Below are 26,483 nucleotides of genomic sequence, written 5' to 3'. Positions count from 1 at the left end.
ACGAGATCGGCATGGGCGACAACATCTGGCTCGGCGACCGCGACGCCGTCCGCACCCCCATGCAGTGGACCCCCGACCGCAACGCCGGCTTCTCGACGTGCGACCCCGGCCGGCTCTACCTCCCCACGATCATGGACCCGGTCTACGGCTACCAGGTCACCAACGTGGAAGCCTCCATGTCGTCCCCGTCCAGCCTGCTGCACTGGACCCGCCGCATGATCGAGATCCGCAAGCAGAACCCCGCCTTCGGACTCGGCTCGTTCACCGAACTCACGTCCTCCAACCCGGCGGTGCTCGCCTTCCTGCGCGAGTACGGCGACGACCTGGTGCTGTGCGTGAACAACTTCTCCCGCTTCGCCCAGCCCACCGAACTCGACCTGCGGGCCTACGACGGGCGGCACCCGGTCGAGCTGATCGGCGGGGTGCGCTTCCCGGCCATCGGTGAACTGCCCTACCTGCTCACCCTGCAAGGCCACGGCTTCTACTGGTTCCGGCTCACCCGAGTCGCATCCCGCATCGGCCGCCGCCGCTGAACGCCGGCGCCGAGGAAAGGACGCGTCACCATGCCGAAGACCATCACCCCCCGACCGCGCACCGCGGCCGGGCCCGACGGGCCACTGGCCTCGTTGGGCGGGCTGCTGCGCGACTGGCTGCCGAGGCAACGCTGGTTCGCGGGCAAGGACCGGCCGGTCACCGATCTGTCGGTGCTGTCCGTGACGGAGCTGTTCCCGGGGTGTCTGCACCTGCTGGTGCACGCCTCGCACGTGCCGGTGCCCACCCCCGGCGGCACTCCCCCGCCCGGGGACTGCTACCAGCTCCTGCTGGGCCTGCGCCAGCACCTCGCCCCACGGCTGGAGCGGGCGTTCATCGGACGCGCCGTGGACGGCCCGCTGGCCGGGTTCGCGGTGTACGACGCCCTGCACGACCCGCGCTCGGCCCATCTGCTGCTGGAGCGGCTGCGGCAGCCCGGCACGGCGGGCCCGCTGCGGTTCGAGAGGGACCCGGCCGCCCATGTGCCCGGCGGCCTGCCGCCGCGGCTGCTGGACGCCGAGCAGTCCAACTCCTCGATCGTGTACGGCGACGCGTACATCCTGAAGCTGTTCCGCCGCATCCAGGCGGGTGTCAACCCTGACCTGGAGGTGCCGGCGGCGCTGACCGCGCAGGGCTGCACCCGGGTGCCCGCGCCGGTGGCGTGGTTCACCACGACCGCCCCCCGCCCGGCCACCCTCGGGGTGCTGCAGCCGTTCCTGCCGGACGCCACCGACGGCTGGACGCTGGCACTGCGCGCGCTCGCCGCGGGCGACCACTTCACCGCCGAGGCCCGCGCGCTGGGCCGGGCCATGGCCGAGGTGCACCTGGCACTGGCCGAGGCCTTCCCGCCGGCCGGGCCGGGCGAGAACGGCCGTACGGCCGAGGCGATGTGCGCGCGGCTCGACGCCGCCGCGCACGCCGTCCCCGGGCTGCTGCCCTACGTGCCCGGCCTCAAGGCCGCGTTCGAGGCGCTCGCCACGTGCGACACCGGGCCGCCCGCCCAGCGCATCCACGGCGATCTGCACCTCGGGCAGGTACTGCGAGCCGGCCGCGACTGGTTCGTCATCGACTTCGAGGGAGAACCGTCCCGGCCGCTCGCCGAGCGGCGGGCCCCGCAGTCCCCGGTGCGGGACGTCGCCGGGATGCTCCGCTCCTTCGACTACGCGGCCCGGCAGCGCCGCCCCTGGCGACCCGAGTGGGCGCGCCGCTGCCGGGAGGCGTTCTGCGCGGGCTACGCGGCCCGCGCCGGCTGGGACCCACGCAAGAAGCACGCGCTGCTGCGCGCGCACGAGACGGACAGGGCGGTCTACGAGGTGCTGTACGAGGCGCAACACCGGCCCGACTGGCTGCCGGTACCGATGGCGGCGATCAAACGGCTCGCCGTGTGGGGAGGCTGACCCATGGCACTGAAGGACACCACGCGCCCCGAGACCGCCGGGCCCAGGCCGCCCGCGGCCGTGGCCCTGGACCCCGACGACCGCGGCCGGCTACTGGCCGGCGCGCACCACGATCCGCACGCCCTGCTGGGCGCCCACCCGGTCCCGGGCGGCACGCTGTTCCGGGCGCTGCGCCCGAACGCCCGTGCGGTGAGCGTCGTGATCGACGGCACGCGCACCGAGCTGCGGTCGGAGGGCGACGGTCTGTTCGCCGCCGTCCTGCCCTGCGCGCAGGTCCCGTCGTACACCCTGCTCGTCGCGTACGACGACACCGAGCAGGAGGTGCACGACCCCTACCGCTTCCTGCCCGCCCTCGGCGAACTGGACCTGCACCTGATCCGGGAGGGCCGGCACGAGCAGCTGTGGCGGGCACTCGGGGCCGAGCCGATGGTCCACCAGGGCGTGGCCGGCACCCGCTTCACCGTCTGGGCGCCGAACGCCCAGGGGGTGCGGGTGGCCGGGGACTTCACGTACTGGGACGGCACGCAGTACCCGATGCGGTCGCTCGGCGCGTCCGGGGTGTGGGAGCTGTTCCTGCCCGGGATCGGCGAGGGCACCCGGTACAAGTTCGAGATCACCTCACGGTACGGGCACCGGTTCCTGAAGGCTGACCCGATGGCGCGGGGCACGGAGGTGCCGCCGGACACGGCGTCGGTCGTGACGTCCTCGCACTACGAGTGGGGGGACGCGCGGTGGATGGCGCACCGCGGTGACACGCCCGTGCACCAGGCGCCGTTCTCGGTGTACGAGGTGCATCTCCCGTCGTGGCGGCCCGGGCTCACGTACCGTCAGCTCGCGGAGGAACTCCCGCCGTACGTCAAGGAGATGGGCTTCACCCATGTGGAGCTGATGCCGGTGGCCGGGTACCCGTTCAGCGGTTCCTGGGGCTACCAGGTCACCTCCTACTACGCGCCCACACCCCGCCTCGGCTCGCCGGACGACTTCCGGTACTTCGTGGACGCCTGTCACCGGGCCGGCCTCGGCGTGATCATGGACTGGGTGCCCGCGCACTTCCCGAAGGACGACTGGGCGCTGGCCCGGTTCGACGGGGACCCGCTGTACGAGCCCGGGAACGCGCTGCGGGCGGAGCACCCGGACTGGGGGACGTACGAGTTCGACTACGGCCGCACCGAGGTGCGCAACTTCCTCGTCGCGAACGCCGTCTACTGGTGCGAGGAGTTCCACATCGACGGGCTGCGCGTGGACGCCGTCGCCTCCATGCTCTACCTGGACTACTCGCGGGACTCCGGGCAGTGGGAACCCAATGTGTTCGGCGGCCGGGAGGACCTGGACGCCGTGGCCTTCCTCCAGGAGATGAACGCCACCGTGTACCGGCGCTGCCCGGGCGTGGTGACCATCGCCGAGGAGTCCACCGCGTGGGACGGGGTGACCCGGCCGACGGACAGCGGCGGGCTCGGGTTCGGGCTGAAGTGGAACATGGGCTGGATGCACGACTCGCTGGAGTACATCCAGAAGGAGCCCGTGCACCGCAAGTACCACCACAACGAGATGACCTTCTCGATGGTGTACGCCTACAGCGAGAACTACGTCCTGCCGATCTCGCACGACGAGGTGGTGCACGGCAAGCAGGCGCTGGTGTCGAAGATGCCCGGAGACTGGTGGCAGCGGCGCGCCAACCACCGGGCCTACCTGGGGTTCATGTGGGCCCACCCCGGTAAACAGCTGTTGTTCATGGGGCAGGAGTTCGCCCAGGGGGCCGAGTGGTCGCACACCCACGGCCCCGAGTGGTGGCTGCTCTCCGACGACTACCACTCCGCCGGCGATCACCGGGGCGTGCAGGCCCTGGTACGGGACCTCAACACGGTGTACCGGGCGACGCCGGCGCTGTGGCAGCGGGACACCGACCCGGGCGGCTTCCGGTGGGTGCTGTGCGACGCGGCGGACGACAACGTACTGGCGTTCCTGCGCTTCGCAGCCGACGGCGGCCCGCTGCTGGCGGTGTCGAACTTCTCCCCGGTCGTCCGGCACGACTACCGCCTGTGGGTCCCCGACGGGTTCCCCGCCTGGCGCGAGGTGCTGAACACCGACGACACCGGGTACGGCGGCAGCGGCGTCCGCACCGGGGGGCCCGTCAAGCCCGAGGAGGGGTTCCTGGAGCTGACGCTGCCCCCGCTCGCCACCGTCTGGCTGACGCCGGAGGGCTGAAAGCAGCAGGTGTCGGCGGCCGTACGAGGGGGCAGTCGGGGTCGTACAGACAGCGACTGCCCTCGTGGCACGGACAAGAAGGGCGGCACCACGTGCGCACCGTCGGAGTGGAGGAGGAACTCCTTCTGGTCGATCCGGACAGCGGCGACCCGAAGGCGCTGGCGGCGGCCGTCCTCGCCCATGCCGCCCAGGACGATCCCGAACAGGACATCTTCGAGAAGGAGCTGTTCGGGCAGATGCTGGAGTTCGCCACGCACCCGCAGTCGGACATGGCGGACCTCGGCGACGAGATCGTCCGCTGCCGCAAGGAGGCGGCCCGGCACGCGGGACAGATCGGCTGCGCGGTCGCCGCGCTGGCCTCCTCCCCGCTGCCGGTCAGCCCCTCCCTCAGCGTGAACGACCGGTACCAGTGGCTGGCCGAGCGGTTCGGCATACCGACCTGGGAGCAGCTGGTCTGCGGCTGCCACGTGCATGTGTCGGTGGAGTCCGACGAGGAGGGCGTCGCGGTCCTCGACCGGATCCGTCCGTGGCTGCCGGTGCTGCGGGCGATCAGCGGGAACTCCCCGTTCTGGCGGGGCCGGAACACCGGGTACGCCAGCTACCGCAGCCGGGTGTGGAACCGGTGGCCGTCGGCCGGCCCGACCGAGCCGTTCGGGTCCGCCGAGCGGTACCACCGCAGGGTGGCCGACATGGTGGCCACCGGGGTCATCCTCGACGAGGCGATGGCGTACTTCGACGCGCGGCTGTCGGCCCGTTACCCCACGGTGGAGATCCGGGTGGCGGACGTGTGCCTGAGCGCGGAGAGCGCCGTGCTGATCGCGACGCTCTGCCGCGCCCTGGTGGAGACGACCGCCCGGGAGTGGCGGGCGGGCCGGCCGGCACCCGACCCCGGGGTGAGCCTGCTCCGGCTGGCCGACTGGCAGGCCGCCCGTTACGGCCTGGAGGAGGATCTGCTCGACCCGGTGACCATGCGGCCCCGGCGCGCGCCGCGGGTGCTGCGCTCCTTGCTGGAGTACACGGGGGACGCGCTCACCGAGAGCGGCGACGCGGCCCGTGCCGAGCGGGCCGCCGAGGAGCTGCTGCGCACGGGCAACGGCGCGCAGGAGCAGCGCAGGCTGCTGGAGCACACCGGCAGCCTGCGGGACGTCGTCACCGAGTGCGTGCGGCGCACACAGCACTGAACACAGCACTGAGCGGCCCGGTCAGAGGATCAGCACCAGGGCGTACACCAGGAAGAAGGCCGCGATCACCACGACCAGCAGCAGGATCAGGGTCAGCGGCGCCTTGGCCCAGCCCCTGCGCTGGACGTGCGGCTCGCGGGGGCCGGCCTCGGGCATGCTGCTCTCGGCCGGCGGGGTCTCGCCCGGTGGAACTCCCCCACCTGGTTCCAGACCGGTCGTGCGCTCGGGTTCCGGATCGGGGTTCACATGACTCATGTGTCCCGAGTCCCCAGGACACGCCCACATCATCAACCGATCACGACTTCCCCGTTCCCGTCACCGAACGCGCTTGCCTGGGCTACATTCGAGCACCGCCGACACAGAGCCGATCGGCGGAGTGACCTTGCGTACACCAGGAGCAGCGCATGCGGAACCTCGCCCCCGGTCCCGCCGTCGCCCCGCCGCTCACCGGCGGCCTCGCCGACAGCGTGTTCGCCACTGCGGAACGGAACCCGACGCTGCCGGTCCTCGCGCGCCGGGCCGGTCCCGCCGCCGCGGACTGGCAGGAGGTGACGGCGGTCGAGCTGCGGGACGAGGTGGTCGACCTGGCCAAGGGCCTGATCGCCGCCGGGATCTCGCCCGGCCACCGGGTGGCCCTGATGGCCCGCACCCGCTACGAGTGGACGGTGCTCGCCCACGCGCTGTGGGCGGTGGGCGCCGAGATCGTGCCGGTCCATCCGGCTTCCTCACGGGAGCAGGTGGAGTGGATCCTGCGCGACGCGGGCTGTGTGGCCGTGGTCGTGGAGGACGAGCAGGGCGTCATGACCGTCGGTACCGTGTGCACCCGGCTGCCGCGGCTGCGGCACGTCTGGCAGCTCGACGCGGGCGCCCTGCCGGAGCTCGTGGAGCGGGGCGCTGTCGTCCCGTTCACCACGGTGGAGTCGCTGCGCCGGATCGTGCTGCCGGACTCCACGGCGGCCGTCGTCTACACCTCCGGCACCTCGGGCCGCCCGATGGGCTGCGCGCTCAGCCACCGCGGTCTGGCCTACCCCTGCGACACCCTGCTGGCCGGCTGGGCGCACACCGCCGCGCCGCCGGGCGAACAGCCGTCCGTGCTGGCGTTCCTGCCGTTCTCGCACGTCTACGGCATCATGATCATGCTGATGTGTGTGCGCGGCGGGGTCCTGATGGCGCACGAGCCGGAGCTGACCGGGCCGGCCCTGTCGTCGGCCCTGAGCACGTTCCGGCCGACGTACCTGTACGGCGTGCCGTCGGTGTTCGAGAAGCTCTACAAGACCTTTCTGCGCACCGCCCGACGGGCGGGCCGGGGCGCTCTCTTCGAGCGGGCCGCGCAGACCGCGCGGGACTTCGCCGCGGCCGAGGAACGCCGGCGGCTGGGCACCGGGCCGGGCCCCGGTCTCGAACTGAGGCTGCAACACGCCCTGTACGAGCGGACGGTGTACCGCAGGCTGCGGGCCGCGCTCGGCGGCCGGGTGGTGCGCGGCACCTCCGGCGGCAGCGCGCTCGACCGCGAACTGTGCCTGTTCTACGAGGGCATCGGCGTGTACCTCCACGACGGGTACGGGCTCACCGAGGCCTCCGGCGGGATCACCATGCAGCCGCTCGGCCGGGAGAAGTCCGGGACCGTGGGCCTGCCGCTGCCCGGCACCGAGATCCAGGTGGCCGACGACGGGGAGATCCTGGTGCGCGGCCCGTCGGTGTTCCAGGGCTACATCAGCGACGAGCACGCGACGCGGGCCGCGCTGCGCGGCGGCTGGCTGGCCACCGGGGACATCGGCCGGCTGGACTCCGGGGGCTATCTGACGATCACCGGGCGCAAGAAGGACATCATCGTCACCAGCGGCGGCAAGAGCGTGGCCCCGGCCCTGCTGGAACAGCGGCTGCGGATGCACCCGCTGGTCCACCAGGCGGTGGTGATCGGCGACGACCGGCCCTGTGTCGGTGCCCTGATCACCCTGGACCCGGAGTTCCTCGCGGACTGGCGGGCCGCCCTGGCGCTGCAGGGCGACGCCCAGGGACGGGAGACGCGGGAGGAGAACGCGCTGCGGGAGGAGATCGCCCGAGCGGTGGCCTCCGCCAACAGTGCGGTGTCCCGCGCGGAGTCGATCAGGGTCTACCGTGTCCTCCAGGAACCGTTCGCACCGGACAACGGGCTGCTGACGCCGTCCATGAAGCTGCGCCGGGACGCCGTCGTGCGGCACTACGCGGCCGAGATCGAGGCGATGTACCAGGCGCGCTCCCGGTCGCGGCCGGGTCCGCCGGAACCGGCCGAGTGGGACGAACCGGACGATGTCTTCCGCTGACGAGGGCCGCGGGAGTACGGCGTACGGGCGGTGGGTCCGAGGGGGGACGGATAGCCTGCGCGGCTGGGGGAACCCGCAGCGCAGCGAGAGATCAGCAACGACGACCGTTCCGGTCGGAAGGGGCCGAGGCCGGCCCGTTCCGGGCCGGGGCCGGGGAATGCGAGATGGTGACGGAGCCGCGCTGGGACGACACACCGCCCTCGGAGGAGAGGTACGAGCGTACGTTCTCCTTCCCTGGTGAGCTGCGCAACGTCACGGGGGCGCGGCTCGCGGCGGAGGAGTTCCTGTGCGCCCTCGCCCGGGACGCGCCGCCGGGCGCGCACGAGTACTGGGACGACATCCTGCTGGTCGTGACCGAACTGGCCGCGAACGCGATCCAGTACGCGCCCGGTCCGTTCGACCTGCGGATGCGCCGCACCTTCGACGGGGTGCACGTGACGATGCGGGACACCAGCACGACCAAGCCGGAGCCGAGGCCGTTCCACCCGCGCACGGGCGGTGGCGGCATCGGCTGGCACCTGGTGCACACGCTGTGCACCCAGGTCAGCGTCGTGGTGCACGACCATGGCAAGGACATCCACGCATTCCTGCCCTGGTGATGTGTGACAGGCGTGCGAACGTGCAGGTGTGCGACGTGTAGGTGTGCGCCGGGCGGTTACTCCGCCCCACAGTGGGGCATGCGGTCCCCACGCGTTCGTCTGCCTGCCGCACCCGGCTGGCAAAACGGCTGGAGGCACGGTGGGATCGGAGTCGGCGCAGAGCGGTCCAGGGCATGCGAACGGCGTCGAGTCGGACCACCCGGAGCCGCAGAAAGGGATGAACACCGTGACACGACCCAGGATCCTGGTGGTTGGCGCAGGCTTCGCCGGAGTCGACTGCGTCCGCCGCCTGGAGCGGAAACTCGCCCCGGACGAGGCCGACGTCACGCTGGTGACGCCGTTCGCCTACCAGCTCTATCTGCCGCTGCTGCCCCAGGTCGCCTCCGGCGTGCTGACGCCGCAGTCGATCGCCCTGTCCTTGCGCCGCAGCAAGAAGTACCGCACCCGGATCATCCCCGGCGGCGCGATCGGGGTGGACCTGAAGGCCAAGGTGTGCGTCATCCGCACGATCACCGACAAGATCGTCAACGAGCGCTACGACTACATCGTGCTGGCGCCGGGCAGCGTGACCCGCACCTTCGACATCCCGGGCCTGACCGAGCACGCCTTCGGGATGAAGACCCTCGCCGAGGCCGCCTACATCCGCGACCACGTCATCTCGCAGCTCGACCTGGCGGACGCCAGCGACGACCCCGCCGAGCGGGCCGCGCGGCTCCAGTTCGTGGTGGTCGGCGGCGGCTACGCGGGCACCGAGACCGCGGCCTGCCTCCAGCGGCTGACGCACGCGGCCGTGCAGCGCTACCCGCGGCTGGACCCGGGCCTGATCAAGTGGCACCTGATCGACATCGCGCCCAAGCTGATGCCCGAGCTGGGCGACAAGCTCGGCCGCAGCGCGCAGGAGATCCTCAAGCGGCGCGGCGTCGAGGTCTCGCTGGGCGTGTCGATCGACAAGGCCGGCCCGGAGGAGGTGACGTTCACCGACGGCCGGGTGGTGCCGACGCACACCCTGATCTGGACGGCCGGGGTGGTCGCCAGTCCGCTCATCGCCACGCTCGGGGCGGAGACCGTCAAGGGCCGGCTGGCCGTCACCCCGGAGATGTGCCTGCCGGGCCACGACGGGGTGTTCGCGCTCGGTGACTCGGCGGCCGTGCCGGACCTGGCCAAGGGCCAGGAGGGCGCGGTCTGCCCGCCCACCGCGCAGCACGCCATGCGGCAGGGCAGGAAGGTCGCCGACAACGTCATCGCGACGCTGCGCGGGCAGCAGATGCAGCCGTACGTCCACAAGGACCTGGGCCTCGTCGTCGACCTCGGCGGCAAGGACGCGGTGTCCAAGCCGCTGGGGGTCGAACTGCGCGGAGTCCCGGCGCAGGCGGTGGCCCGCGGCTACCACTGGTCGGCGCTGCGCACCAACGTCGCCAAGACCCGGGTGATGACCAACTGGCTGCTGAACGCGGTCGCGGGCGACGACTTCGTCCGCACCGGCTTCCAGGCCCGCAAGCCCGCCCGGCTGAAGGACTTCGAGTTCACCGACTCCTACCTGACACCGGACGAGGTCCGGGCCCGGGTGGAGGGCGCGGGCATCGACCATCCGTGAGGTGACGTGGATCACCTGGGGGCCGCCGATCACTTCGCCTGTGACCGGCGGTCTTCTCATGCGAACGGAAACGTCACACGGAGGGGACACCCCGGCATGAGCGAGAAGACCGTCAAGGGCCCGGCGAGCTACTTCCCGTCGATCGAGAGGAAGTACGGCCGCCCGGTCGGCGAGTGGCAGGAGCTGATCCGCTCCTCGCCGCTGACGAAGCACATGGAGCTCGTCGGCTGGCTGAAGTCCGAGCACGGCATGGGACACGGGCACGCCAACGCGCTGGTGGCCGCCACCCTGGCCGGAGAGAGCTGAGCCGGGGCCGCGTGCGATGCTGGGTCGGAGATCGATTTCCGGCACGGGAGAGAGCGCGGCGGCGTGAGGGCAGTGGCACGGTCGGGACGGGTACTTATGTGGGACCGGCTCGCGGCGTCGGATCCCGGACTGCTCCGCCTGACCGCGGGACTGCGCACGGTCACCGCGATCGCCCTCACCCTCGCCGTCCTCGCCGCGCTGCGCCTCCCGGTGCCCCAGCTGGTCGCCGGGGCGATCGCGGCGATGGTCGCCACCTTCGCCATCCGGGAGAAGCAGCGCGCCCAGCAGGCCGTGACGCTGGCGGCCGGCCTGCCGGTGGCACTGGCCTCGGTGTCGCTGGGCGCGCTGCTCAACCAACGGGTCGTCGCCGGCGACCTGTTCTTCGTCGTCCTCATCTTCTGCGCCGTCTACGGCCGCCGGTTCGGCGACCGGGGCACGGCACTGGGGCTGATCGGCTTCCAGGTCTACTTCCTGTCGCTGTTCGTGGGCGCGACGGCGTCCGTGCTGCCCGCGCTGTACGGCGTCATCTGCGTGGCGTTCGCGTGCAGCGCCACCGCGCGGTTCGTGCTGCTGCCGCAGACCCCGGCGGGCACCCTGGACCGGCTGCGGCGGGCCTTCCGCGCCCGCCTGGCCCAGCTGCTCGCCACCCAGGCCGAGTTGCTGGACGCCGGACCCGACGAGGCCGAGAAGGTGCTCGCGGACCTGCGCACCGGCACCGCGCGGCTGCACGAGACGGCGTTGCTGATCCAGGGCCGGCTGGAGGACGGCACGTCGGACCCGGCGGTGGCGCGGCTGCTCCAGCGGCGGATCGCGGACGCGGAGATCGCCGCCGAGCGGCTCGGCCTGCTGCTGCTCACCGCGCGCAGCGCGCAGCGGACCGACACGCTCACCCTGCACCTGCCGGGCGCCCCGCTGCCCTCCGGCGGCGAGCTGCCGGTGCGGGACGAGGCGACGGCCGCGCTGCGCCGGGATCTCCAGGCCCTGCGGCTGCTGATGCTGCGGCCGGCCGGGGAGGCGTCGGGGACGGCGCTCGCCCAGGTGCGCAACCGGCTGCTCGGCTACCGGGAGGAGGAGAACCTGCCCCCGGCCTCCCCGGCCGTGCAGGACGTCTTCCGCGGCCTCGGCGAGGCCGCGCGGGCCGCGCTGGGTCTGCGGGTCGCCCTGGACGGGCCGCAGGACGAGTCCGACGACACCCCGGCGACCGCCCGGTCACGCGAGGAGCTGGACGCGGAGGACGCCGCGATCGAGATCAGCGAGGAGAGCGAGCCGGAGGAGCCGCGGCCGACCGGTCTGAAGCGGCCCACCACCCGGGCCGCCGTCCAGGTGGCCGTCGGCTCCTCGCTGGCCATCGCCGGCGGTGAGCTGCTGTCCACCCAGCGCTGGTACTGGGCGGTGCTGACCTGCTGGATCGTCTTCCTGAACACCTCCTCCACCGGCGAGATCCTGGTGAAGGGCTACCGGCGGCTGCTGGGCACGGTGCTCGGCGTGGTGGCCGGCATCGGGCTCGCCGCCCTGGTGGGACACCACACGTGGACGGCGTTCGCGCTGGTGCTGCTGTTCATCTTCGCGATGTTCTACACCGCGCCCCTGTCGTACACGCTGATGTCGTTCTTCGTGACGGCCATGCTGGGGCTGCTGTACACCCTCCTGCACACCTACAGCATGTCGGTGCTGGTACTGCGGATCGAGGAGACGGCGCTCGGCGCGGCCTGCGGGGTGATCGCGGCTGCCGTGGTGCTGCCGGTCCACACCGACCGCCGTACCAACGAGCTGCTGGTCGCGGTGCTGGACCGGCTCGCCGACGTCACCCGCGGCGCCGTCGACCAGCTCAGCGGCGGGGCGGGCGGCGACCTGGTGGAGCAGGCGCGCGAGCTGGACCAGGCGCTGGCCGACCTGCGCGCGGCCACCCAGCCGCTCACGCATCCGATCACCCCGCTGCGCGCGCGCCGGAACACGGTGCGCTATGTCGTGGCGCTCCTGGAGACCTGCGCGTACCACGGGCGGTCTCTCGCGGCCACGGCCGAGCTGCTGCCGACGCACCCGTCGATCGCGGCGGACCCCCGGCTGCGCGGGGCGGGAGCACGGATCGTGCACAACATCGAGGCGATCGCCGCGCACGTCACGGACCCGAGGTCCCCCGCACAGATCGAAACCGGCTCCAGCATCGCGTCGATGCTGGAGCCGGGCACCCTGCGCACCCCGCGCTACGGCCGTGTGACCGACCGGGTGCTGCGCCATCTGCAACGCCTGGACGAGGCCGTCTCCGGCCTCGCCCGGCCGCTCGGCCTGACCGGCGGACGGGCCCAGCCGCGGAAGTGAGCGGCGCTCACCTCGGGTCGGCACCGGGGCGGCGACTGCCCAGCACCTCGTCGCGGACGCGGGCGCAGCTACGGCTGATCAGCCGGGAGACGTGCATCTGGGAGATGCCGAGCCGGTCGGCGATGCGGCTCTGGGTCATGTCCTCGAAGAAACGCATGTAGAGAATGGCCCGCTCGCGCTCGGGCAGTCGGCGCAGTCCCTCCTTGGCGGCCTCGCGGTCGACCACGATGTCGTAGGAGGTGTCCGTGGCACCAAGGGTGTCGGCGAGGCTGTAGCCGTCGTCGCCGCTGGAGAGTTCGGCGTCCAGCGACAGGGTGCTGAAGCTCTCCAGCGCCTCCATGCCGGCGGTCACGTCCTCCTCGCTGAGCCCGGTGTGGGCGGCGATGTCGGCGACGGTGGGTTCGGGGCTGCCGGGGTTCTGGGTGAGTTCCCGCCGGGCGACCCGCACCCGGTTGCGCAGTTCCTGCACCCGGCGCGGCACCCTGAGGGCCCACATCCGGTCACGGAAGTGCCGTTTGACCTCGCCGGTGATGGTCGGCACGGCGTAGCTCTCGAATGCCCCGCGCGAGGGGTCGAAGCGGTCGATGGCCTTCACCAGGCCCAGGGCCGCCACCTGGCGCAGGTCCTCGACGGACTCGCCACGGTCGCGGAACCGGCCGGCGATCCGGTGGGCCATGGGGAGCCAGGCGGTGACGAGTTCGTCGCGTACGGCGTCCCGCTCGGGTCCGTCCTCCAGTTCCGCCAGCCGGACGAACAGCTCCGCGGTGTCCGGGGCGTCGTCATGGTTCCGCCGGGCGGGCGCCGCGGCGGCGCCGGCGGTGTCGCTGGTGGTGGCGGTCGTGCCGGGACGGCTTGTCGACATGTCGGTCAGCATGCGGAATCGCTCCTGAACGGGGTTTCAGGGCACATGGCCGGAACTGCGGTTCCGGGTCCTGGCCCGAACGGTGGTGTCAGGGTTCTCCGCGGGTGAGCCACCGGGCCGCCGGAAAGGGGGCCCGGCAGCGGGATCGTCCCCGCGGGGCAGGCGCCTCCGGTCCGAAGCACGAGATTCCGTCTGCCCCTCGCCCCCACGCGCAAACACGGTGAACGGAACTTCCCGGACCGCTTCAGCGCAGCGGTACGACGGCCGTGATGCACTTGCCGCCGCGAGGCAGCTCCGCGACCCGGATGTCCCTGGCCAGTCGGCACACGATGGGCCAGCCGCGGCCGCCCGGATGGGCGTGGCCGGGATCGTCGTCGGCCGGATCGGTGACCGGGAGGTCGTCGCTGTTGTCGCTCACCGAGACCCGGACGCCACCACCGTCGACGTCCACGTCGAAGCCGGTGATGCCGCCGCCGTGCAGCAGGGCGTTGGTGGTGAGTTCCGAAGTGACCAGCAGTGCGTCGTCGACGGCCTCGGGCCGGCACGGCAGGGCGCGGGCCCGGCACCGCTCGGTCATGACGCGCTCCACCGTTCTGCGGGCCTCGGCCGGCCGGCACGGCATCCTGTCGTGCGTCTCCGGCAGGGTGGCGATGGAACTGGTCCGGTGCTTGTCGAGCATCCCTTCCTCCTTGAGCGGTGCCCGGATTGCAGGGTTCTCTCCCCTTTCGGCTGACCCGTCAGAGCGCTGTCAAACACCCTGGGTACCCGTGTCATCACCACGGACCGAGCGGGTACCCGCCGGACATGACCGATGTGGTGGACGCGGACGAGTTGTTGCGGCGGATCCGGCGGGGCCAGGAGCGCGCGGCCGAGGAGGAACGGGCCTGGCGGGAGCGGGCGCAGAGCCTGACGGCGACGGATCCGGAGGGCGCGCGGGAGGCGGCGGACCGGGCCCGGGCGTTCGAGGCGGTGCTGCGGGTGCTGGAGGAGATCGTCCGCCCGGGCGGGGGCCCGGTGCGGGCGGAAGGAGTGAAACGGGTCACCTGACCCGCTTCCGGTTACCCAAAAGTACGGCAGATGGTTTATGGTTCATCCACAGTGACGCGGGAGCGGCGCGGAAGCCGCCCTTCCCCGCTCCTTGTGTCACCACGTACGGCCCTGGCTGGTTTCCCCCGTCCAGCCAGGGCTTTCTGCTGCCCCGAGCGCGACACGCGGACGGAGATCCGCCTCCCTCGACGTGCTCCGGACGGTCACAGCGGCTGAAATGGGCTTGAGAGCACACCACCCGGACCGCGACCGCCGCCGGCGAGGAGCCATGCGCCATGACCAAAGCGATCAAACTGCTGACCGCCCTCCCCCAGGCGCAGCGCGAGCGCCTGATGGAGCTGGCGAAGGAGGTGTCCTTCCCGGAGGACACCCACATCTTCGAGGCCGGCGGCACCGCCGACCGGTTCTGGGTGATCCGCTCGGGCGCGGTTCACCTGGACCAGCAGGTCACCTCGCGGCAGCGGGTGACCGTGGCCACGCTGGGCGCGGGCGACATGCTCGGCTGGTCCTGGCTCTTCCCGCCGTACCAGTGGGACTTCGGCGCGGTGGCCTTCAGCAACGTACGGGCCTACGAGTTCGACGGGCCGTCGGTGCTCGGGCTGTGCGTGGAGGATCCACTGCTCGGGCTCTCGCTGGTGCGCACGGTGGCCGAGATCCTCGCCCACCGGCTGGAGACGACCCGGGGAAAGCTGATGGAGCAGTACACGATGCGGCGGCGCAGCAGCCCGATCTAGGCCGCCGGGCTCACCGGGGCCCGGGCGCGCCGGGCCCTCAGATCCGGTAGCGGCGCAGGGCCGGGACGGCGGCGGCCAGGGCCAGCATCACCACGACCACCAGGGCGCCGCCGCCCGCGACGGCGGCCCGCGGGCCGAACGCCGAACCGGCGGTGCCGTGCAGCACGTCGGCCAGGCGCGGCCCGCCCGCGACGACCACCGTGAACACCCCCTGCATCCGGCCGCGCATCTCGTCGGTCGCGGCGGACAGCAGGATGGCGCCGCGGAACACCATCGAGACCATGTCGGCGACACCGGCCACGGCGAGGAAGGCCACGGCCACCCAGAGGTTCGCGCTCAGCCCGAACCCGGCGACGGCCGCGCCCCAGGCGACGACCGCCCCGATGACCATCCAGCCGTGCCGGCGGGCCCGCGAGAACACCCCGGAGAACAGACCGCCGAGCACCGCGCCGACCGGGATGCCGGCGAACAGCACACCGAGCGCGAGACCCTCGCCGTACGAGCCGTAGGTGTGCGCGGCCAGTTCCGGGAACAGGGCGCGAGGCATGCCGAACACCATGGCGACGATGTCGGCGAGGAAGGACAGCAGCAGCACCTTGTGCCGGGAGATGTAACGGAAGCCCGCCGCAACCTCGCGCAGCCCGGCCCGGCGGGCGGTGGCGCCGAGCGGCGGCAGCGCGGGCAGCCGGAAGACGGCCCACACCGTCACGCACAGCGCCAGCGCGTCGATCAGGTACAGCTCGGGCAGCCCGATGACCGGGATGAGCACACCGGCGAGCAGCGGACCGGCCACCAGACCGGTCTGCATCACCGTCGAGCCGAGGGCGTTCGCGGCCGGCAGCTGCTCCGCGGGGACCAGCCGGGCTATGGAGGCCGTGCGGGCGGGCGAGTTGAGCCCGAAGAACGCCTGTTGCAGCGCGAGCAGGACCATGAGGACGACGACCGAGTCCACGCCGGTGACGGCCTGCGCCCAGAACAGCAGCGAGGTCACCGCGATACCGATGTTGGTGACCAGCAGCAGCTTGCGCCGGTCCACGGTGTCGGCGACCGCCCCGCCCCACAGCGCGAAGGCCACCATGGGCACGAGGCCCGCGAGGCTCGCGTAGCCGACCCAGGCCGAGGAGTGGGTGATGTCGTAGATCTGCTTGGGTACGGCGACGGCGGTGAGCTGGCTGCCGACGGCGGTGACGACCGTCGACGACCACAGGCGCCGGTAGGCGGGGATGCGCAGCGGGCGGGTGTCCATCGCCCAGCGGCGCCAGCCGCGCCGGGGCGGGTCCTCGACCGCCGGCGCGTCGGTGTCGGACCGGCTCACGGGCCGCTCGGCCTTGGTGCTGCTGCTCTCGCTGGTGTCCACGGATGTCCTGGTTGCTCGTTACATCTTTTCGCTTCGAGAGCCTAACTGTCCCAGGAACCCCCTGCGCGACGAGCCCGTTCGTCTCAGGATCCGGCGACCAGGGTCGCGCCGAGGGCCAGCATGGTCAGGGCCACCAGGCCGTCCAGGAGCCGCCAGGCGCCGGGCCGGGCCAGGAACCGGCCGAGCAGCCGGGCGCCGAAGCCGAGCGCGGCGAACCAGCACAGGCTGGCGAGCGCGGCGCCGAGCCCGAACGTCCAGCGCAGCGGGCCCCGGTCGGCGGCCAGGGAGCCCAGCAGGAACACGGTGTCCAGGTAGACGTGCGGGTTCAGCCAGGTCATCGCCAGGCAGGTGAGCACGGCCCGGCGGCGGGAGCCGGCCGCCTCGCCCTCCGCGTGCAGTCCGGTGCCGGGCCTGAGCACCCGGCGGGCGGCCAGCGCGCCGTAGCAGAGCAGGAACACACCGCCGACGATCCCGATCGCCCGCAGCGCGCCGGGCCAGGCGACCACGACCGCGCCGACCCCGCCGACGCCGAGCGCGATGAGCGCGGCGTCGGACAGGGCGCAGATGCCGACGACGGCGAGGACGGCGTCCCGGCGCACCCCCTGCCGCAGGACGAAGGCGTTCTGGGCACCGATGGCGACGATCAGGGAGAGGCCGGTGCCGAAGCCGGCGGCCGCGGCGGTCAGGGCGTGGTTCATGCCGTCGACGCTAGGAAACTCCCGGTCACAAGTACAGCTAAGGATTTTTACGTACCATTAGCGCTTGTGATGACCGATCTGCCTCTGGAACAGGTGCGGACGCTGCTGGCCGTGGTGGACGAGGGCACCTTCGACGCGGCCGCGGCGGCGCTGCACGTGACGCCGTCGGCGGTCAGCCAGCGGGTCAAGGCCCTCGAACAGCGCACCGGCCGGGTGCTGCTCCGGCGCAGCAAACCGGTACGGCCCACGGAGTCCGGTGCGGTGCTCGTGCGGTTCGCCCGGCAGCTCGCCCGGCTGGAGCGGGACGCCTGGGGAGAGCTGGGGCTGAACGGCACCGGGGAGCCGACACGGGTTTCGGTCGCGGTGAACGCGGACTCGCTGGCGACCTGGTTCCTGCCGGCCCTGACCCGGGTGGCGGGCCTCTGCTACGAGCTGCACCGGGAGGACGAGGACCACACGGCGGCGCTGCTGCGCGAGGGTCTGGTGATGGCGGCGGTGACCTCCTCGCCCGACCCGGTGCCCGGCTGCACGGTCCGTCCGCTGGGCCGGATGCGCTATCTGCCGGTGGCCGCCCCCGAGTTCACCGCGGCCCACCTCGACGGGCGGCCCCTGCCGGAGGCGCTGTCCCGGGCGCCCGTCGTGGTCTTCGACCGCAAGGACGACTTCCAGGACGCCTTCGCCCGCCGGCTCGGCCGCGCGTCCGCCGGCCCGTTCCGGCACCACGTGCCCACCTCGGAGGGGTTCCTGGACGCGGTCGCCGCGGGGCTCGGCTGGGGCATGGTCCCGGAGGTGCAGGCCGGTCCACTGCTCGACCGGGGGCGGCTGGTCGTGCTCGCCCCCGGCGAGTGGATGGACGTCACGCTGTACTGGCAGCAGTGGAAGCTCGACTCCCCCGCACTGGCGTCCCTCGCCGAGGCCGTGACGACGACGGCATCGCGAACGCTGCGCGGCTGACCACCGGAGCCTGACAGAACCGACGCACGGCGCCGAAGGTCGGCGGGGCCGGGGCACTGGGCCGGTCCGGTTCCGGACTCCCGTCTCCTGTCCGTTGCCAGGCGGCCCGTCAGCTCATCGGTGCCGTAAGGCTGCTGGCGGAGCAGCATGGCTTCCTCGGTGGCGGGGTGGGGTGGCCGGCTGCTTCGAACCCCTCTTCGGCGGTGCGCGGTCGGGTGGTCCGGTGTCCTCCGGTCCCCGCTGCCCGGCTTGTTGACCGCGTACGGTCCCGCCGGGCCGGCGCCGTCCGGGGTGACCGCAGCGCATCCGTCACCCGATCTCCGCCCGTTGCGCCGTTTCACACCCTCCTGACCGGTCACCCGAGACCGGAGAACGCGTGCGGAACGCCTGCGCGCCCCATGGGCGACGCACGCGACAGGGCACGGACGACTTCGATCCCAACCAGGAGATTCCGATGGACAACTGGCGCGACCATGCCGCGTGCCGTCACGAGGACCCCGATCTGTTCTTCCCGATCGGCACCACCGGACCCGCGCAGGTGCAGGCACAGCGGGCCAAGGCGGTGTGCGGGCGCTGCCCGGTCCGGGAGCAGTGCCTGGAGTGGGCGCTGGACACGGGCCAGAGCATCGGTGTCTGGGGCGGTACGACGGAGCTGGAACGCCGGGCGCTGCGGCGCCGCGCCCGCTCCCGGCAGCGCTCCGGCTGACCGGCGGCCCGGCGGGCGCGGCGGGGGCGGCGGGGGCTCAGCGGCCACCTCGGCGCAGGGTCCCCCACTCCCGCTCCTGCCGGGCCACCTCGTCCCGGGCCGCGTCGATCACCTCGTCGGCGATCCAGCACAGCGGCTCTACGTCGGCCACGAGCGGCTCGTTGTCGGGGCCCCGGCCCGTCTCCCGGCCCCGCAGGACCCAGGCGCGCACGCCGGGGCCCTTGTCGTGCGGCAGGTGCGCGTAGTCGTAGAGGCGGCGCGCCACCCACAGCTCCACCGACCGGTCCTCCCACCAGTTCTCCACGTCGAGCGGGTTGGCGGACAGCCCCGGCATGGGGACGCCGGTCAGTTCGTCGGTGCTGGAGACGTCGTCGAGGTCGGTGCCCGGCCCCTTGGACCAGCGCACGTACAGACCCTGGTGCCGTTGCACCAGGCGGGCCGCTTCGGCCAGCGTGGACATGACCGGAAGGTCGTCCGGTCCGCTCATGGCATGACCTCCCTCTGCCTCCTTGTGCTGCGCTTGCGCGACCGGAGTACCCCCGGCGCGCGCCGGAAATCGGATTCCGTTGCTCCGCTCTCCGGACCCGGATGCTCCGCTCTGGGCGCCCGTACACGCCGCTCTCAAGACCCGTCCGCGCCGCTCACAGGGCTCGCCCGCGCTCCCAGGGCTCGTCGCCGGGCGGTGGCGCGGCCGGCAGCCGCAGCGTGAACACCGTGCCCGAACCCGGCTCGCTCGCGACCCCGGCCGTGCCGCCGTGGGCGGCCACCAGGTGGCGGACGATCGGCAGACCGAGCCCGCTGCCCCCGGTGCGGCGGCTGCGGGACTTCTCCGCCCGCCAGAACCGCTCGAAGACGTGCGGCAGGTCCTCGGGTGCGATACCCGAGCCGGTGTCGGCGACGGTGAGGACGGCCTCGTCGCCGTCCCGGCGGGCGGTGAGCGTGACGGTGCCGTCGGCGGGGGTGTGCCGCAGCGCGTTGGAGACCAGGTTCCCGAGGGCCTGCCGCATCCGCACCGGGTCGGCCTCCAGCCAGGCGGCGGCGTCGGCCTCGGTGCGCAGGGCGACCCCGGCGGCGTCGGCGGCGACGCGGTGGGCGGCGGCGACCTGGTCGAGCAGGTCACCGGCCCGCAGCGGCTCCCGGTGCAGGCGCAGCGTGCCGGCGTCGGCCGCGGCGAGGTCCTGGAGGTCGTCGATGATCCGCTGGAGGACGAGCGCCTCCTCGTGCAGCGAGTCCAGCAGTGCCGGGTCGGGCTCGACGACGCCGTCCCGGACGACCTCCAGCCAGCCCCGGATGTTGGTGAGCGGGCTGCGCAGCTCGTGCGCGATGTCGCTGACCATGGCCTTGCGCTGCGCCTCCAGGCGGGCGCGGCGCTCGGTGAGGTCGTTGAAGGCCTCGGCGAGGATGCCGGTCTCGTCCCGGGTGGTCACCGGCACGCGCACGTGCAGCTCGGGCGGCTGCTGCGCGGCGAGGGTGAGCGCGCGCAGCGGCCGTACCAGCCGGACGGCGACGACGGCGGTCACGGCGACGGTGACGGCGAGGACCAGACCGGCCACGCCGACCACCTTGGCCTTGTTGGCCGGTGACATGTCGAAGCGGGCCGGGTTCTGGTCGCCGATGCCGAGGAACAGCTCGGCCACCGGGGCGACATAGGGCTGGAGCTGGGTGCGGCGGGCGGTCTGGACACAGCGCTGGGTGATGCGCGAGGCCTCGCCGGTGCCGAGCTTGGCGTACTTGCCGACGAGGTAGCCGCCGCCGAAGGGGTCCTTGCCGCTGGGGTCGAAGGTGAGGAACAGCCGTCCGCCGAGGTCGATCCCGTCCTTGCTCAGGCAGGGCCGGATCAGGTCGGACAGGGCGTCCAGGGCCTTCTGCTCGGTGGCGGTGGGGGTGTTGAGCCGGCCGTCCTCGCACACGTCGGCGCCGTAGGCGGTGGGATCGGCGCCGTCCGGCAGGGTGACCACCGGCCGGCCGCTCTCGGTCCGTTCGACGGTGGCCTGGAGGCCGTAGCGTTCGTAGCACTGTTCGCGGCGCGCGGCCAGCGTGTCCAGCTTGGCGCGTTCCGCGGCCGGCAGCAGGTAGGGGCCCACCACGCGCGGGTCGATGCCGCTGAGCTGGGCGCCGGTCTCGGTGTAGGTGTCGGTGCGCAGGGGGTCGACGGTGGCGGCGGGCCGGGGCGGCAGCGGCGTGCCGCGAGGCGCGGAGTCGGCGACCGGGGTGCGGTCGGCGGTGGTGAGGGCGATCCGGCGGCCGGTGCGGGCGGCCAGCTCCCGCAGGGTGGGCCGGATCCCCGACCAGTCGGAGTGGGTGGCGGCGTAGCCGCTGAGCTGGGCGAGGATGCGGTTGTCGGCGGCGAGGTCCTGCCCCTGCTCCTCCTTCAGGGCGCTGGTGGTGGTGGTCACGGCGAGCCAGGCGGTGGCCGCCACGGAGCAGACGGCGATGAGCGCGGAGACGAACAGCAGCCGGACGACCAGCCGTTTGCGCACCGGGATCCGGCGCCTCATCGCCGGGTGCCGCTCAGCTTGTAGCCGACCCCGAACACGGTCAGCAGCCGCGCCGGCCGCCGCGGGTCGGCCTCGATCTTGCGGCGCAGGTTCATGATGTGCACGTCGACGGCCCGCTCGGTGGAGGCCCGGTCGAAGCCGCGGGTGCAGTGCAGCAGTTGCCGCCGGGTGAACACCCGCTCCGGCTCGCCCGCCATGGCCAGCAGGATCTGGAACTCGGCCGGTGTGCACTCCACCGGCGAGCCGTCGCAGCGCACCTCGTGCCGTACCGGGTCGACGCTGATCCCGGCGGCCCGCACGACCGGGTCGTCGTCCCGGGCTCCGACGCCCCGCCCGCTGCGCCGGAGGACCGTACGGATACGGGCCATCAGCTCGCGCGGGCTGTACGGCTTGGTCAGGTAGTCGTCGGCACCGACGTCGAGGCCGAGCAACAGGTCGTCCTCGGCGGAGCGGGCGGTGAGCATGACCACCGGGATGTCCGGCTGCTCCGGGCCCGCGCGCAGCGCCCGGCACACCCCGAAGCCGTCGAGGACCGGGAGCATCAGGTCCAGCACGACGAGGTCGGGCCGCAGCCGGCGGGCGGCGTCGAGCGCCGCCGCGCCGTCGTGCACGACGGTGGCGGTGTGGCCCTCGGCCAGCAGGGAGCGGCGGAGCAGTTCGGCCTGTTTCTCGTCGTCCTCGGCGACCAGCACATGTGCGCACACGAGTTCGGATCCTAAGCGGCTCAGTGCGCGAGCCAGTCGGCGTACCCCATGACGACGACGGGGTGCCGGCCGGGGTCGAGGGTGCGCAGGAGGTCCTTCATGTGCGCCTTGGCGACGCTGACGCAGCCGTGGGTGGGCCCGCCGTGGTCGACGTGCAGCCACACTCCCCCGCCGCGTCCCGGGCCGAGGGGCCGGGTCCAGTCCAGGGGCGAGGTGCCACGCCTGCGGTTGTAGTCGATGGCGATGACGTAGTCGAAGGAGCCTTCCAGGGGTTCGCCCTCGAAGCCGGTGCCGGGCGAGTGGAATCCGCTGGAACGGTGGTACGGGAGCTTGCCGCCGGGGTCCGGGAGCAGTCCGCCGGCGTCGGAGAGGGTGTAGACGCCGAGCGGGGAGCGCAGGTCGCCGAGCAGGTGGTGGGCGCTCCAGCCGCGCAGCGCGTTGTGGGCGGGCCAGGCGGGTCCGGACTGCCAGCCGGTGGGGGTGCGCTGGTGCAGGACGACGGTGCACAGCGGGGAGTTCACGCCGCGCCCGGTGACGACGACGGCCTGCGTGCAGCGCTCGGGGATCGCCGCGGTCCGCTCGGGCCCGAGGCCGGGTATGCCGCGCGGGGCCGGCGGTCTGGCGGTGCCGGGGGTGGGTGCCGGTGCCGGACGGCGGGCCGGGGTCCGGCGTTCGGTCGCCTCGGCTCCGCCGCCGCAGCCGGTGAGCAGCGGCGGGGAGGCGAGGAGAGCGACGGCGGTTCTGCGTCGGATCATGAGTCGATCTTGACCGGCAGTTGTTTGGAACCGGTCAGCGTCGCGAGCGCGGGGGGAACTGACCGGGTTTCAGGGGCGGTTCGGCTTGCCCGGCGTGTGGAGCCAGGTGCGGAACAGCCCGTCCAGCTGCTTCCCCGAGGTCTTCTCGGCGAGCCTGACGAACTGTGCCGTGGTCCCGTGCCCGCCGCGGTGCCCGGTCGCCCAGGCGCGCAGGATCCGGAAGAAGTCGCGGTCGCCGACGGCCCGGCGCAGCTCGTGCAGGGCCATGGCGCCGCGGGCGTAGACGGGGGTGCCGAAGATGTTCTCGCCGCTGCCCGGGTCGCCGGGCGGGTAGGCCCACAACCCGTCGCTCGCGGGGCGGGCGTAGAGGGAGTCGAAGGCGTGCTGGGCGCTGGGGCCGCCGTGCTGCTCGTCGTAGAGCCACTCGGCGTAGGTGGCGAAGCCCTCGTTGAGCCAGATGTCCTTCCAGGCGGTGAGGCTGACGGAGTCGCCGAACCACTGGTGGGCGCTCTCGTGGACGAGGGTGTCGAGGTCGGGTGCGGAGTCGTAGACCGGCCGGGTCTGGGTCTCCAGGGCGTAGCCGACGTCCGGGGCGTGGTCGACGATGGCCCCGGCGGCCCGGAACGGGTACGGCCCGAACAGCTTGCTCTCCCACTCCAGCACGGAGGGCAGCTTCTTCAGCACGGGCGCCGCGGCGCGGGCCTCGCGGGCGTCCACGGCGTTGTACACCTGGACGCCGTCGCGGGTGGTGTACCGCTCGACCTGGAACGTGCCTATGGTCGCGGTCGCCAGGTAGGCGGCCATGGGCTGGGTCTCGCGCCAGCGGAAGGTCGTCCGCCCGCCGGCGGTGCGCTCTCCGAGCAGGACGCCGTTGGCGACGGCGGTGCGCCCCTCGGGCACGGTGATGGTGAAGTCGTACGACGCCTTGTCCTTGGGATGGGCGTTGGCCGGGAACCACGTCATCGCGCCCTGCGGCTCCCCGGCGACGAACGCGCCGTCGTCGGTGGGGATCCAGCCGTCCGCCGAGCCGTCGGGGTCGGTGACCGGCTTCGGGGTGCCGTGGTAGGCGACCGTGACGCGGAACTCCTGCCCGGCGCGCAGGGCGTGGCGCGGGGTGACGACGAGTTCCTGGCCGTCGCGCCGGAAGGCCGCCTTCGTGCGGCCGACGGTGACGGCGGTGACCTTCAGGCCCGTGAGGTCGAGGTCGAAGCGGGTGAGCCGCTGGGTGGCGCGGGCGGTGAGCACCGCGGTGGCGTCCAGGCGGCGGGTGGAGGTGTCGTAACGCAGTGTCAGGTCGTAGTGGCGGACGTCGTAGCCGCCGTTGCCGCTGAGCGGGAAGTACGGGTCGCCGGCGCCGGGCGCTCCGGTGGTGCCCGCGGCCGTGGGGCCGGCGGCGCCGAGGAGGGCGGCCACGGCGACGGGGACGGTGGCGAGGACGGCGGTACGGCGACGGGCGGGCAGTCTGCGGGGTGGTGTCACATGCGCTCCTCGGAAGTGGCCGGTGATCGACTGGCCGTCAGAGTAGGCGCCGTGCGGGCACGGTTTCCCCCTTGTTCCGGTCAAGTCGTGCCGCGTCGCCGCCGGGTGGGCGCGGCCCGGCGCAGTACGCTCGCACGACCGTCCACGACCCGAGAGGGGCCCGACCGTGAGCGTGCGTGTGCGCCGGATCTACGAACCGCCCGAGCCCGACGACGGCCTGCGCGTCCTGGTCGACCGGCTCTGGCCGCGCGGCCTCGCCAAGGACGCCGCGCACGTGGACGAGTGGCCGAAGGAACTGACCCCGTCGAGCGAGCTGCGCACGTGGTACCACGGCGGGGGCTCCTACGAGGAGTTCAGGAGCCGCTACGAGCAGGAGCTGGAGGCCCCCCGGGCCGCCGAACTGCTGGACCACCTGCGGGAGTCGGCCCGCAAGGGCACGGTGACCCTCCTCACGGCGTCCAAGAAGACCGAGGAGAGCCACGCGCACGTCCTGGCGGAGCTGGTGGCGGGCTGAGGTCAGCCGGTGTGCCGGGCCGCGTGCCGGCCCGCCGCGCGGCCGGAGAAGAGGCAGCCGCCGAGGAAGGTGCCCTCCAGGGCGTTGTAGCCGTGGACCCCGCCGCCGCCGAACCCGGCGACCTCGCCGGCCGCGTACAGCCCCTCGATCGGTGTGCCGTCGGCGCCGAGCGCCCGGGAGTCCAGGTCGGTCTGGATGCCGCCGAGGGTCTTGCGGGTCAGCACGTGCATCCGGACTCCGATGAGAGGGCCCGCGGCCGGGTCGAGGAGGCGGTGCGGGGCGGCGACGCGGCCGAGGCGGTCGCCGATGTAGCGGCGGGCGTTGCGGATGCCCTGGACCTGGGCGTCCTTGCTGTAGGGGTTGGCGATCTGGAGGTCGCGGGCCTCGATCTGGCGGCGCACCTCGGCCGCGTCCAGCAGCGGCTTCCCGGTCAGGCCGTTCATCTTCCCGACGAGCTGTTCCAGGCTCCCGGCGGTGACGAAGTCGGCGCCGTGGTCGAGGAAGGCCCGCACCGGCGCGGGGGCGCCCTTGCCGAGCAGCCGGTCGCGCAGCACCGCCTTGCGGTCCTTGGCGGTGATGTCGGGGTTCTGCTCGGAGCCGGAGAGCGCGAACTCCTTCTCGATGATCTTCCGGGTGAGGACGAACCAGGAGTGGTCGTACCCGGCGATGTCCTCGGTGGTGCGCAGGTACCTGAGGGTGCTGAGGGTGTCGTAGCCGGGCAGGCAGGGGTCGGGCAGCCGGCGGCCGAGGGCGTCGAGCCATATGGAGGACGGGCCGGGCAGGATGCGGATGCCGTGGCCGGGCCATATGGGGTCCCAGTTCCGCAGGCCCTCGGTGTAGTGCCACATGCGGTCGCGGTTCACCAGGCGTACGCCGGCCTCGGCGCTGATGTCGAGCATGCGGCCGTCGACGTAGGCGGGGACGCCGGTGACCATCTCGGCGGGGGGTGTGCCGAGCCGCTCGGGCCAGTATCGGCGGACGATGTCGTGGTCGGCGCCGATGCCGCCGGTGGTGACGACCACGGCCTGGGCGGTGAGGTGGAAGTCGCCCGCGCGGTCGCGGCTGGAGGCGACGCCGCGCGGGGAGTCGTCGGGGGCGAGGACGGTGCCGCGTACCCCGCGTGCCGTGCCGCCCTCGACGACCAGTTCGTCCACCCGGTGGCGGTGGTGGAAGGTCAGCAGCCCGTCCCGGGCGGCCTGCCGGGCGTACCGCACGAAGGGCTCGACCACGCCGGTGCCGGTGCCCCAGGCGATGTGGAAGCGGGGCACGGAGTTGCCGTGCCCGTCCGCCCGCAGGTCGCCGCGCTCGGCCCAGCCGACCGTGGGCAGCAGCTCGATGCCGTGCCCCTGGAGCCAGGAGCGCTTCTCGCCGGCCGCGAACTCGACGTAGGCGCGGGCCCAGCGCACCGCCCAGGAGTCCTCGTCGGCGAGCCGGTCGAACCGCGCGCTGCCCTGCCAGTCGTTCCAGGCCAGTTCGAGGGAGTCCTTGATGCCGAGGCGGCGCTGCTCGGGCGAGTCGACGAGGAAGAGCCCGCCGAAGGACCAGAACGCCTGGCCGCCGAGGTTGGCGGCGTTCTCCTGGTCGACCAGCGCGACCCGGCGGCCCCGGCTGGTGAGTTCGTGTGCCGCGACCAGGCCGGCGAGACCCGCTCCGACGACGATGACGTCCGCGTCCATGACGACTGTGTCCTTCCTGACGGTGCTCGGTACGGTGCTCGGCGCCGGCCCCCGCGGGTGCGCG

Annotated in this window: 25 protein-coding genes; 14 read left to right on the top strand and 11 right to left on the bottom strand. The window is 73.1% G+C overall.

All coding sequences use genetic code 11. The annotated features are described in order from the left end of the window. From ACH4LD_RS35685 to ACH4LD_RS35670, 4 genes are all read left to right on the top strand, one after another. Positions 1-533 (top strand): alpha-glucosidase C-terminal domain-containing protein (locus tag ACH4LD_RS35685; RefSeq protein ID WP_398058253.1); only part of this gene is annotated, 533 nt, incomplete at its 5' end. A 30-nt stretch (positions 534-563) separates the two neighbouring features. Next, positions 564-1,928: a maltokinase gene (locus ACH4LD_RS35680; protein ID WP_398058252.1), complete on the top strand. Its 1,365-nt coding sequence runs from the start codon at positions 564-566 to the stop codon at positions 1,926-1,928. 3 nt (positions 1,929-1,931) lie between these two features. Then, entirely contained in the window at positions 1,932-4,133 is a 2,202-nt protein-coding gene (gene glgB, locus ACH4LD_RS35675; protein WP_398058251.1) for a 1,4-alpha-glucan branching enzyme, read from the top strand. Between the two features lie 92 nt (positions 4,134-4,225). Next, the gene (locus tag ACH4LD_RS35670; RefSeq protein WP_398058250.1) at positions 4,226-5,314 is read left to right on the top strand and encodes a glutamate--cysteine ligase; all 1,089 of its coding nucleotides are present in this window, start codon (positions 4,226-4,228) and stop codon (positions 5,312-5,314) included. Positions 5,315-5,335: 21 nt separating this feature from the next. Here ACH4LD_RS35670 and ACH4LD_RS35665 read toward each other — a convergent pair whose 3' ends face one another. Further along, on the bottom strand, positions 5,336-5,569 hold the full coding sequence (locus tag ACH4LD_RS35665) for a DUF6480 family protein (RefSeq protein WP_132790337.1): 234 nt from the start codon (positions 5,567-5,569) through the stop codon (positions 5,336-5,338). A 149-nt stretch (positions 5,570-5,718) separates the two neighbouring features. On the opposite strand from ACH4LD_RS35665, the gene ACH4LD_RS35660 reads away from it, so the two are divergent. The 5 genes from ACH4LD_RS35660 (at position 5,719) to ACH4LD_RS35640 (ending at position 12,435) form a co-directional block, all read left to right on the top strand. Beyond that, entirely contained in the window at positions 5,719-7,617 is a 1,899-nt protein-coding gene (locus tag ACH4LD_RS35660) for an AMP-dependent synthetase/ligase (protein ID WP_398058249.1), read from the top strand. 164 nt (positions 7,618-7,781) lie between these two features. Continuing rightward, positions 7,782-8,216, top strand: a complete 435-nt coding sequence (locus ACH4LD_RS35655; protein WP_132790340.1) for an ATP-binding protein — start codon at positions 7,782-7,784, stop codon at positions 8,214-8,216. Positions 8,217-8,433: 217 nt separating this feature from the next. Beyond that, positions 8,434-9,810 (top strand): NAD(P)/FAD-dependent oxidoreductase, encoded by a 1,377-nt coding sequence (locus ACH4LD_RS35650; RefSeq protein ID WP_398058248.1) that lies wholly within the window; start codon positions 8,434-8,436, stop codon positions 9,808-9,810. 96 nt (positions 9,811-9,906) lie between these two features. Next, the gene (locus tag ACH4LD_RS35645) at positions 9,907-10,116 is read left to right on the top strand and encodes a DUF4287 domain-containing protein (RefSeq protein ID WP_132790343.1); all 210 of its coding nucleotides are present in this window, start codon (positions 9,907-9,909) and stop codon (positions 10,114-10,116) included. A 96-nt stretch (positions 10,117-10,212) separates the two neighbouring features. Continuing rightward, entirely contained in the window at positions 10,213-12,435 is a 2,223-nt protein-coding gene (locus ACH4LD_RS35640) for an FUSC family protein (RefSeq protein ID WP_398058247.1), read from the top strand. A gap of 7 nt (positions 12,436-12,442) precedes the next feature. On the opposite strand, the gene ACH4LD_RS35635 is transcribed toward ACH4LD_RS35640, so the two are convergent. Together ACH4LD_RS35635 and ACH4LD_RS35630 are read right to left on the bottom strand one after the other, a co-directional pair. After that, a complete protein-coding gene (locus tag ACH4LD_RS35635; protein ID WP_398058246.1) occupies positions 12,443-13,309 on the bottom strand; it encodes an RNA polymerase sigma factor SigF in 867 nt (288 codons plus the stop codon). Between the two features lie 232 nt (positions 13,310-13,541). Next, positions 13,542-13,976, bottom strand: coding sequence for an ATP-binding protein (locus ACH4LD_RS35630; RefSeq protein WP_398058245.1), 435 nt, complete (start codon positions 13,974-13,976; stop codon positions 13,542-13,544). A 125-nt stretch (positions 13,977-14,101) separates the two neighbouring features. On the opposite strand from ACH4LD_RS35630, the gene ACH4LD_RS35625 reads away from it, so the two are divergent. Then, on the top strand, positions 14,102-14,344 hold the full coding sequence (locus ACH4LD_RS35625; RefSeq protein WP_132790347.1) for a hypothetical protein: 243 nt from the start codon (positions 14,102-14,104) through the stop codon (positions 14,342-14,344). A 275-nt stretch (positions 14,345-14,619) separates the two neighbouring features. Beyond that, on the top strand, positions 14,620-15,078 hold the full coding sequence (locus ACH4LD_RS35620; protein ID WP_103816649.1) for a cyclic nucleotide-binding domain-containing protein: 459 nt from the start codon (positions 14,620-14,622) through the stop codon (positions 15,076-15,078). Between the two features lie 37 nt (positions 15,079-15,115). Here ACH4LD_RS35620 and ACH4LD_RS35615 read toward each other — a convergent pair whose 3' ends face one another. Continuing rightward, positions 15,116-16,435, bottom strand: coding sequence for an MFS transporter (locus ACH4LD_RS35615; RefSeq protein ID WP_398058244.1), 1,320 nt, complete (start codon positions 16,433-16,435; stop codon positions 15,116-15,118). 83 nt (positions 16,436-16,518) lie between these two features. Further along, positions 16,519-17,133 carry a LysE/ArgO family amino acid transporter gene (locus tag ACH4LD_RS35610; RefSeq protein WP_398058243.1) on the bottom strand — a complete coding sequence of 205 codons (615 nt, stop codon included), beginning with the start codon at positions 17,131-17,133 and terminating at the stop codon, positions 16,519-16,521. Positions 17,134-17,202: 69 nt separating this feature from the next. On the opposite strand from ACH4LD_RS35610, the gene ACH4LD_RS35605 reads away from it, so the two are divergent. Both ACH4LD_RS35605 and ACH4LD_RS35600 read left to right on the top strand, forming a co-directional pair. Continuing rightward, positions 17,203-18,087 carry a LysR family transcriptional regulator ArgP gene (locus tag ACH4LD_RS35605; protein WP_398058242.1) on the top strand — a complete coding sequence of 295 codons (885 nt, stop codon included), beginning with the start codon at positions 17,203-17,205 and terminating at the stop codon, positions 18,085-18,087. A 454-nt stretch (positions 18,088-18,541) separates the two neighbouring features. Then, positions 18,542-18,793: a WhiB family transcriptional regulator gene (locus ACH4LD_RS35600; RefSeq protein ID WP_398058241.1), complete on the top strand. Its 252-nt coding sequence runs from the start codon at positions 18,542-18,544 to the stop codon at positions 18,791-18,793. A 37-nt stretch (positions 18,794-18,830) separates the two neighbouring features. Here ACH4LD_RS35600 and ACH4LD_RS35595 read toward each other — a convergent pair whose 3' ends face one another. The 5 genes from ACH4LD_RS35595 to ACH4LD_RS35575 all read right to left on the bottom strand — a co-directional run bounded on the left by ACH4LD_RS35595 (position 18,831) and on the right by ACH4LD_RS35575 (position 24,229). Then, the gene (locus ACH4LD_RS35595) at positions 18,831-19,280 is read right to left on the bottom strand and encodes a DUF6098 family protein (protein WP_398058240.1); all 450 of its coding nucleotides are present in this window, start codon (positions 19,278-19,280) and stop codon (positions 18,831-18,833) included. A gap of 154 nt (positions 19,281-19,434) precedes the next feature. Next, entirely contained in the window at positions 19,435-21,291 is a 1,857-nt protein-coding gene (locus ACH4LD_RS35590; protein WP_398058239.1) for a sensor histidine kinase, read from the bottom strand. Beyond that, a complete protein-coding gene (locus ACH4LD_RS35585) occupies positions 21,288-21,995 on the bottom strand; it encodes a response regulator transcription factor (protein WP_398058238.1) in 708 nt (235 codons plus the stop codon). Before ACH4LD_RS35585 ends, ACH4LD_RS35590 begins: the two co-directional genes overlap by 4 nt. 20 nt (positions 21,996-22,015) lie before the next feature. Then, the gene (locus ACH4LD_RS35580) at positions 22,016-22,750 is read right to left on the bottom strand and encodes a L,D-transpeptidase family protein (protein ID WP_398058237.1); all 735 of its coding nucleotides are present in this window, start codon (positions 22,748-22,750) and stop codon (positions 22,016-22,018) included. 69 nt (positions 22,751-22,819) lie between these two features. Beyond that, entirely contained in the window at positions 22,820-24,229 is a 1,410-nt protein-coding gene (locus ACH4LD_RS35575; RefSeq protein ID WP_398058235.1) for a M1 family metallopeptidase, read from the bottom strand. A 166-nt stretch (positions 24,230-24,395) separates the two neighbouring features. On the opposite strand from ACH4LD_RS35575, the gene ACH4LD_RS35570 reads away from it, so the two are divergent. Further along, the gene (locus ACH4LD_RS35570; RefSeq protein WP_181140705.1) at positions 24,396-24,743 is read left to right on the top strand and encodes a DUF488 domain-containing protein; all 348 of its coding nucleotides are present in this window, start codon (positions 24,396-24,398) and stop codon (positions 24,741-24,743) included. A gap of 2 nt (positions 24,744-24,745) precedes the next feature. Here the strand turns inward: ACH4LD_RS35570 and ACH4LD_RS35565 are convergent, their stop codons facing one another. Continuing rightward, complete coding sequence (locus ACH4LD_RS35565; protein WP_398058234.1) at positions 24,746-26,419, bottom strand: FAD-binding dehydrogenase; 1,674 nt, start codon at positions 26,417-26,419, stop codon at positions 24,746-24,748. Between the last annotated feature and the right edge of the window lie 64 nt (positions 26,420-26,483).

This window comes from Streptomyces sp. NPDC017676 (assembly GCF_044329325.1).
Taxonomy (GTDB): domain Bacteria; phylum Actinomycetota; class Actinomycetes; order Streptomycetales; family Streptomycetaceae; genus Streptomyces.
Note: the sequence above shows the minus strand (reverse complement) of the source record. Positions and strands in the feature narration are given on the sequence as shown.

What these genes read in the sequence shown, in the direction of transcription:
- ACH4LD_RS35605 (WP_398058242.1), top strand. Translation starts at nt 17,203, where the DNA reads ATGACCGATCTGCCTCTGGAACAGGTGCGGACGCTGCTGGCCGTGGTG.
- ACH4LD_RS35680 (WP_398058252.1), top strand. Translation starts at nt 564, where the DNA reads ATGCCGAAGACCATCACCCCCCGACCGCGCACCGCGGCCGGGCCCGAC.
- glgB (WP_398058251.1), top strand. Translation starts at nt 1,932, where the DNA reads ATGGCACTGAAGGACACCACGCGCCCCGAGACCGCCGGGCCCAGGCCG.
- ACH4LD_RS35600 (WP_398058241.1), top strand. Translation starts at nt 18,542, where the DNA reads ATGGACAACTGGCGCGACCATGCCGCGTGCCGTCACGAGGACCCCGAT.
- ACH4LD_RS35635 (WP_398058246.1), bottom strand. Translation starts at nt 13,309, where the DNA reads ATGCTGACCGACATGTCGACAAGCCGTCCCGGCACGACCGCCACCACC.
- ACH4LD_RS35595 (WP_398058240.1), bottom strand. Translation starts at nt 19,280, where the DNA reads ATGAGCGGACCGGACGACCTTCCGGTCATGTCCACGCTGGCCGAAGCG.
- ACH4LD_RS35620 (WP_103816649.1), top strand. Translation starts at nt 14,620, where the DNA reads ATGACCAAAGCGATCAAACTGCTGACCGCCCTCCCCCAGGCGCAGCGC.
- ACH4LD_RS35590 (WP_398058239.1), bottom strand. Translation starts at nt 21,291, where the DNA reads ATGAGGCGCCGGATCCCGGTGCGCAAACGGCTGGTCGTCCGGCTGCTG.
- ACH4LD_RS35655 (WP_132790340.1), top strand. Translation starts at nt 7,782, where the DNA reads ATGGTGACGGAGCCGCGCTGGGACGACACACCGCCCTCGGAGGAGAGG.
- ACH4LD_RS35660 (WP_398058249.1), top strand. Translation starts at nt 5,719, where the DNA reads ATGCGGAACCTCGCCCCCGGTCCCGCCGTCGCCCCGCCGCTCACCGGC.
- ACH4LD_RS35565 (WP_398058234.1), bottom strand. Translation starts at nt 26,419, where the DNA reads ATGGACGCGGACGTCATCGTCGTCGGAGCGGGTCTCGCCGGCCTGGTC.
- ACH4LD_RS35580 (WP_398058237.1), bottom strand. Translation starts at nt 22,750, where the DNA reads ATGATCCGACGCAGAACCGCCGTCGCTCTCCTCGCCTCCCCGCCGCTG.
- ACH4LD_RS35625 (WP_132790347.1), top strand. Translation starts at nt 14,102, where the DNA reads ATGACCGATGTGGTGGACGCGGACGAGTTGTTGCGGCGGATCCGGCGG.
- ACH4LD_RS35630 (WP_398058245.1), bottom strand. Translation starts at nt 13,976, where the DNA reads ATGCTCGACAAGCACCGGACCAGTTCCATCGCCACCCTGCCGGAGACG.
- ACH4LD_RS35610 (WP_398058243.1), bottom strand. Translation starts at nt 17,133, where the DNA reads ATGAACCACGCCCTGACCGCCGCGGCCGCCGGCTTCGGCACCGGCCTC.
- ACH4LD_RS35640 (WP_398058247.1), top strand. Translation starts at nt 10,213, where the DNA reads ATGTGGGACCGGCTCGCGGCGTCGGATCCCGGACTGCTCCGCCTGACC.
- ACH4LD_RS35665 (WP_132790337.1), bottom strand. Translation starts at nt 5,569, where the DNA reads ATGAGTCATGTGAACCCCGATCCGGAACCCGAGCGCACGACCGGTCTG.
- ACH4LD_RS35650 (WP_398058248.1), top strand. Translation starts at nt 8,434, where the DNA reads ATGAACACCGTGACACGACCCAGGATCCTGGTGGTTGGCGCAGGCTTC.
- ACH4LD_RS35645 (WP_132790343.1), top strand. Translation starts at nt 9,907, where the DNA reads ATGAGCGAGAAGACCGTCAAGGGCCCGGCGAGCTACTTCCCGTCGATC.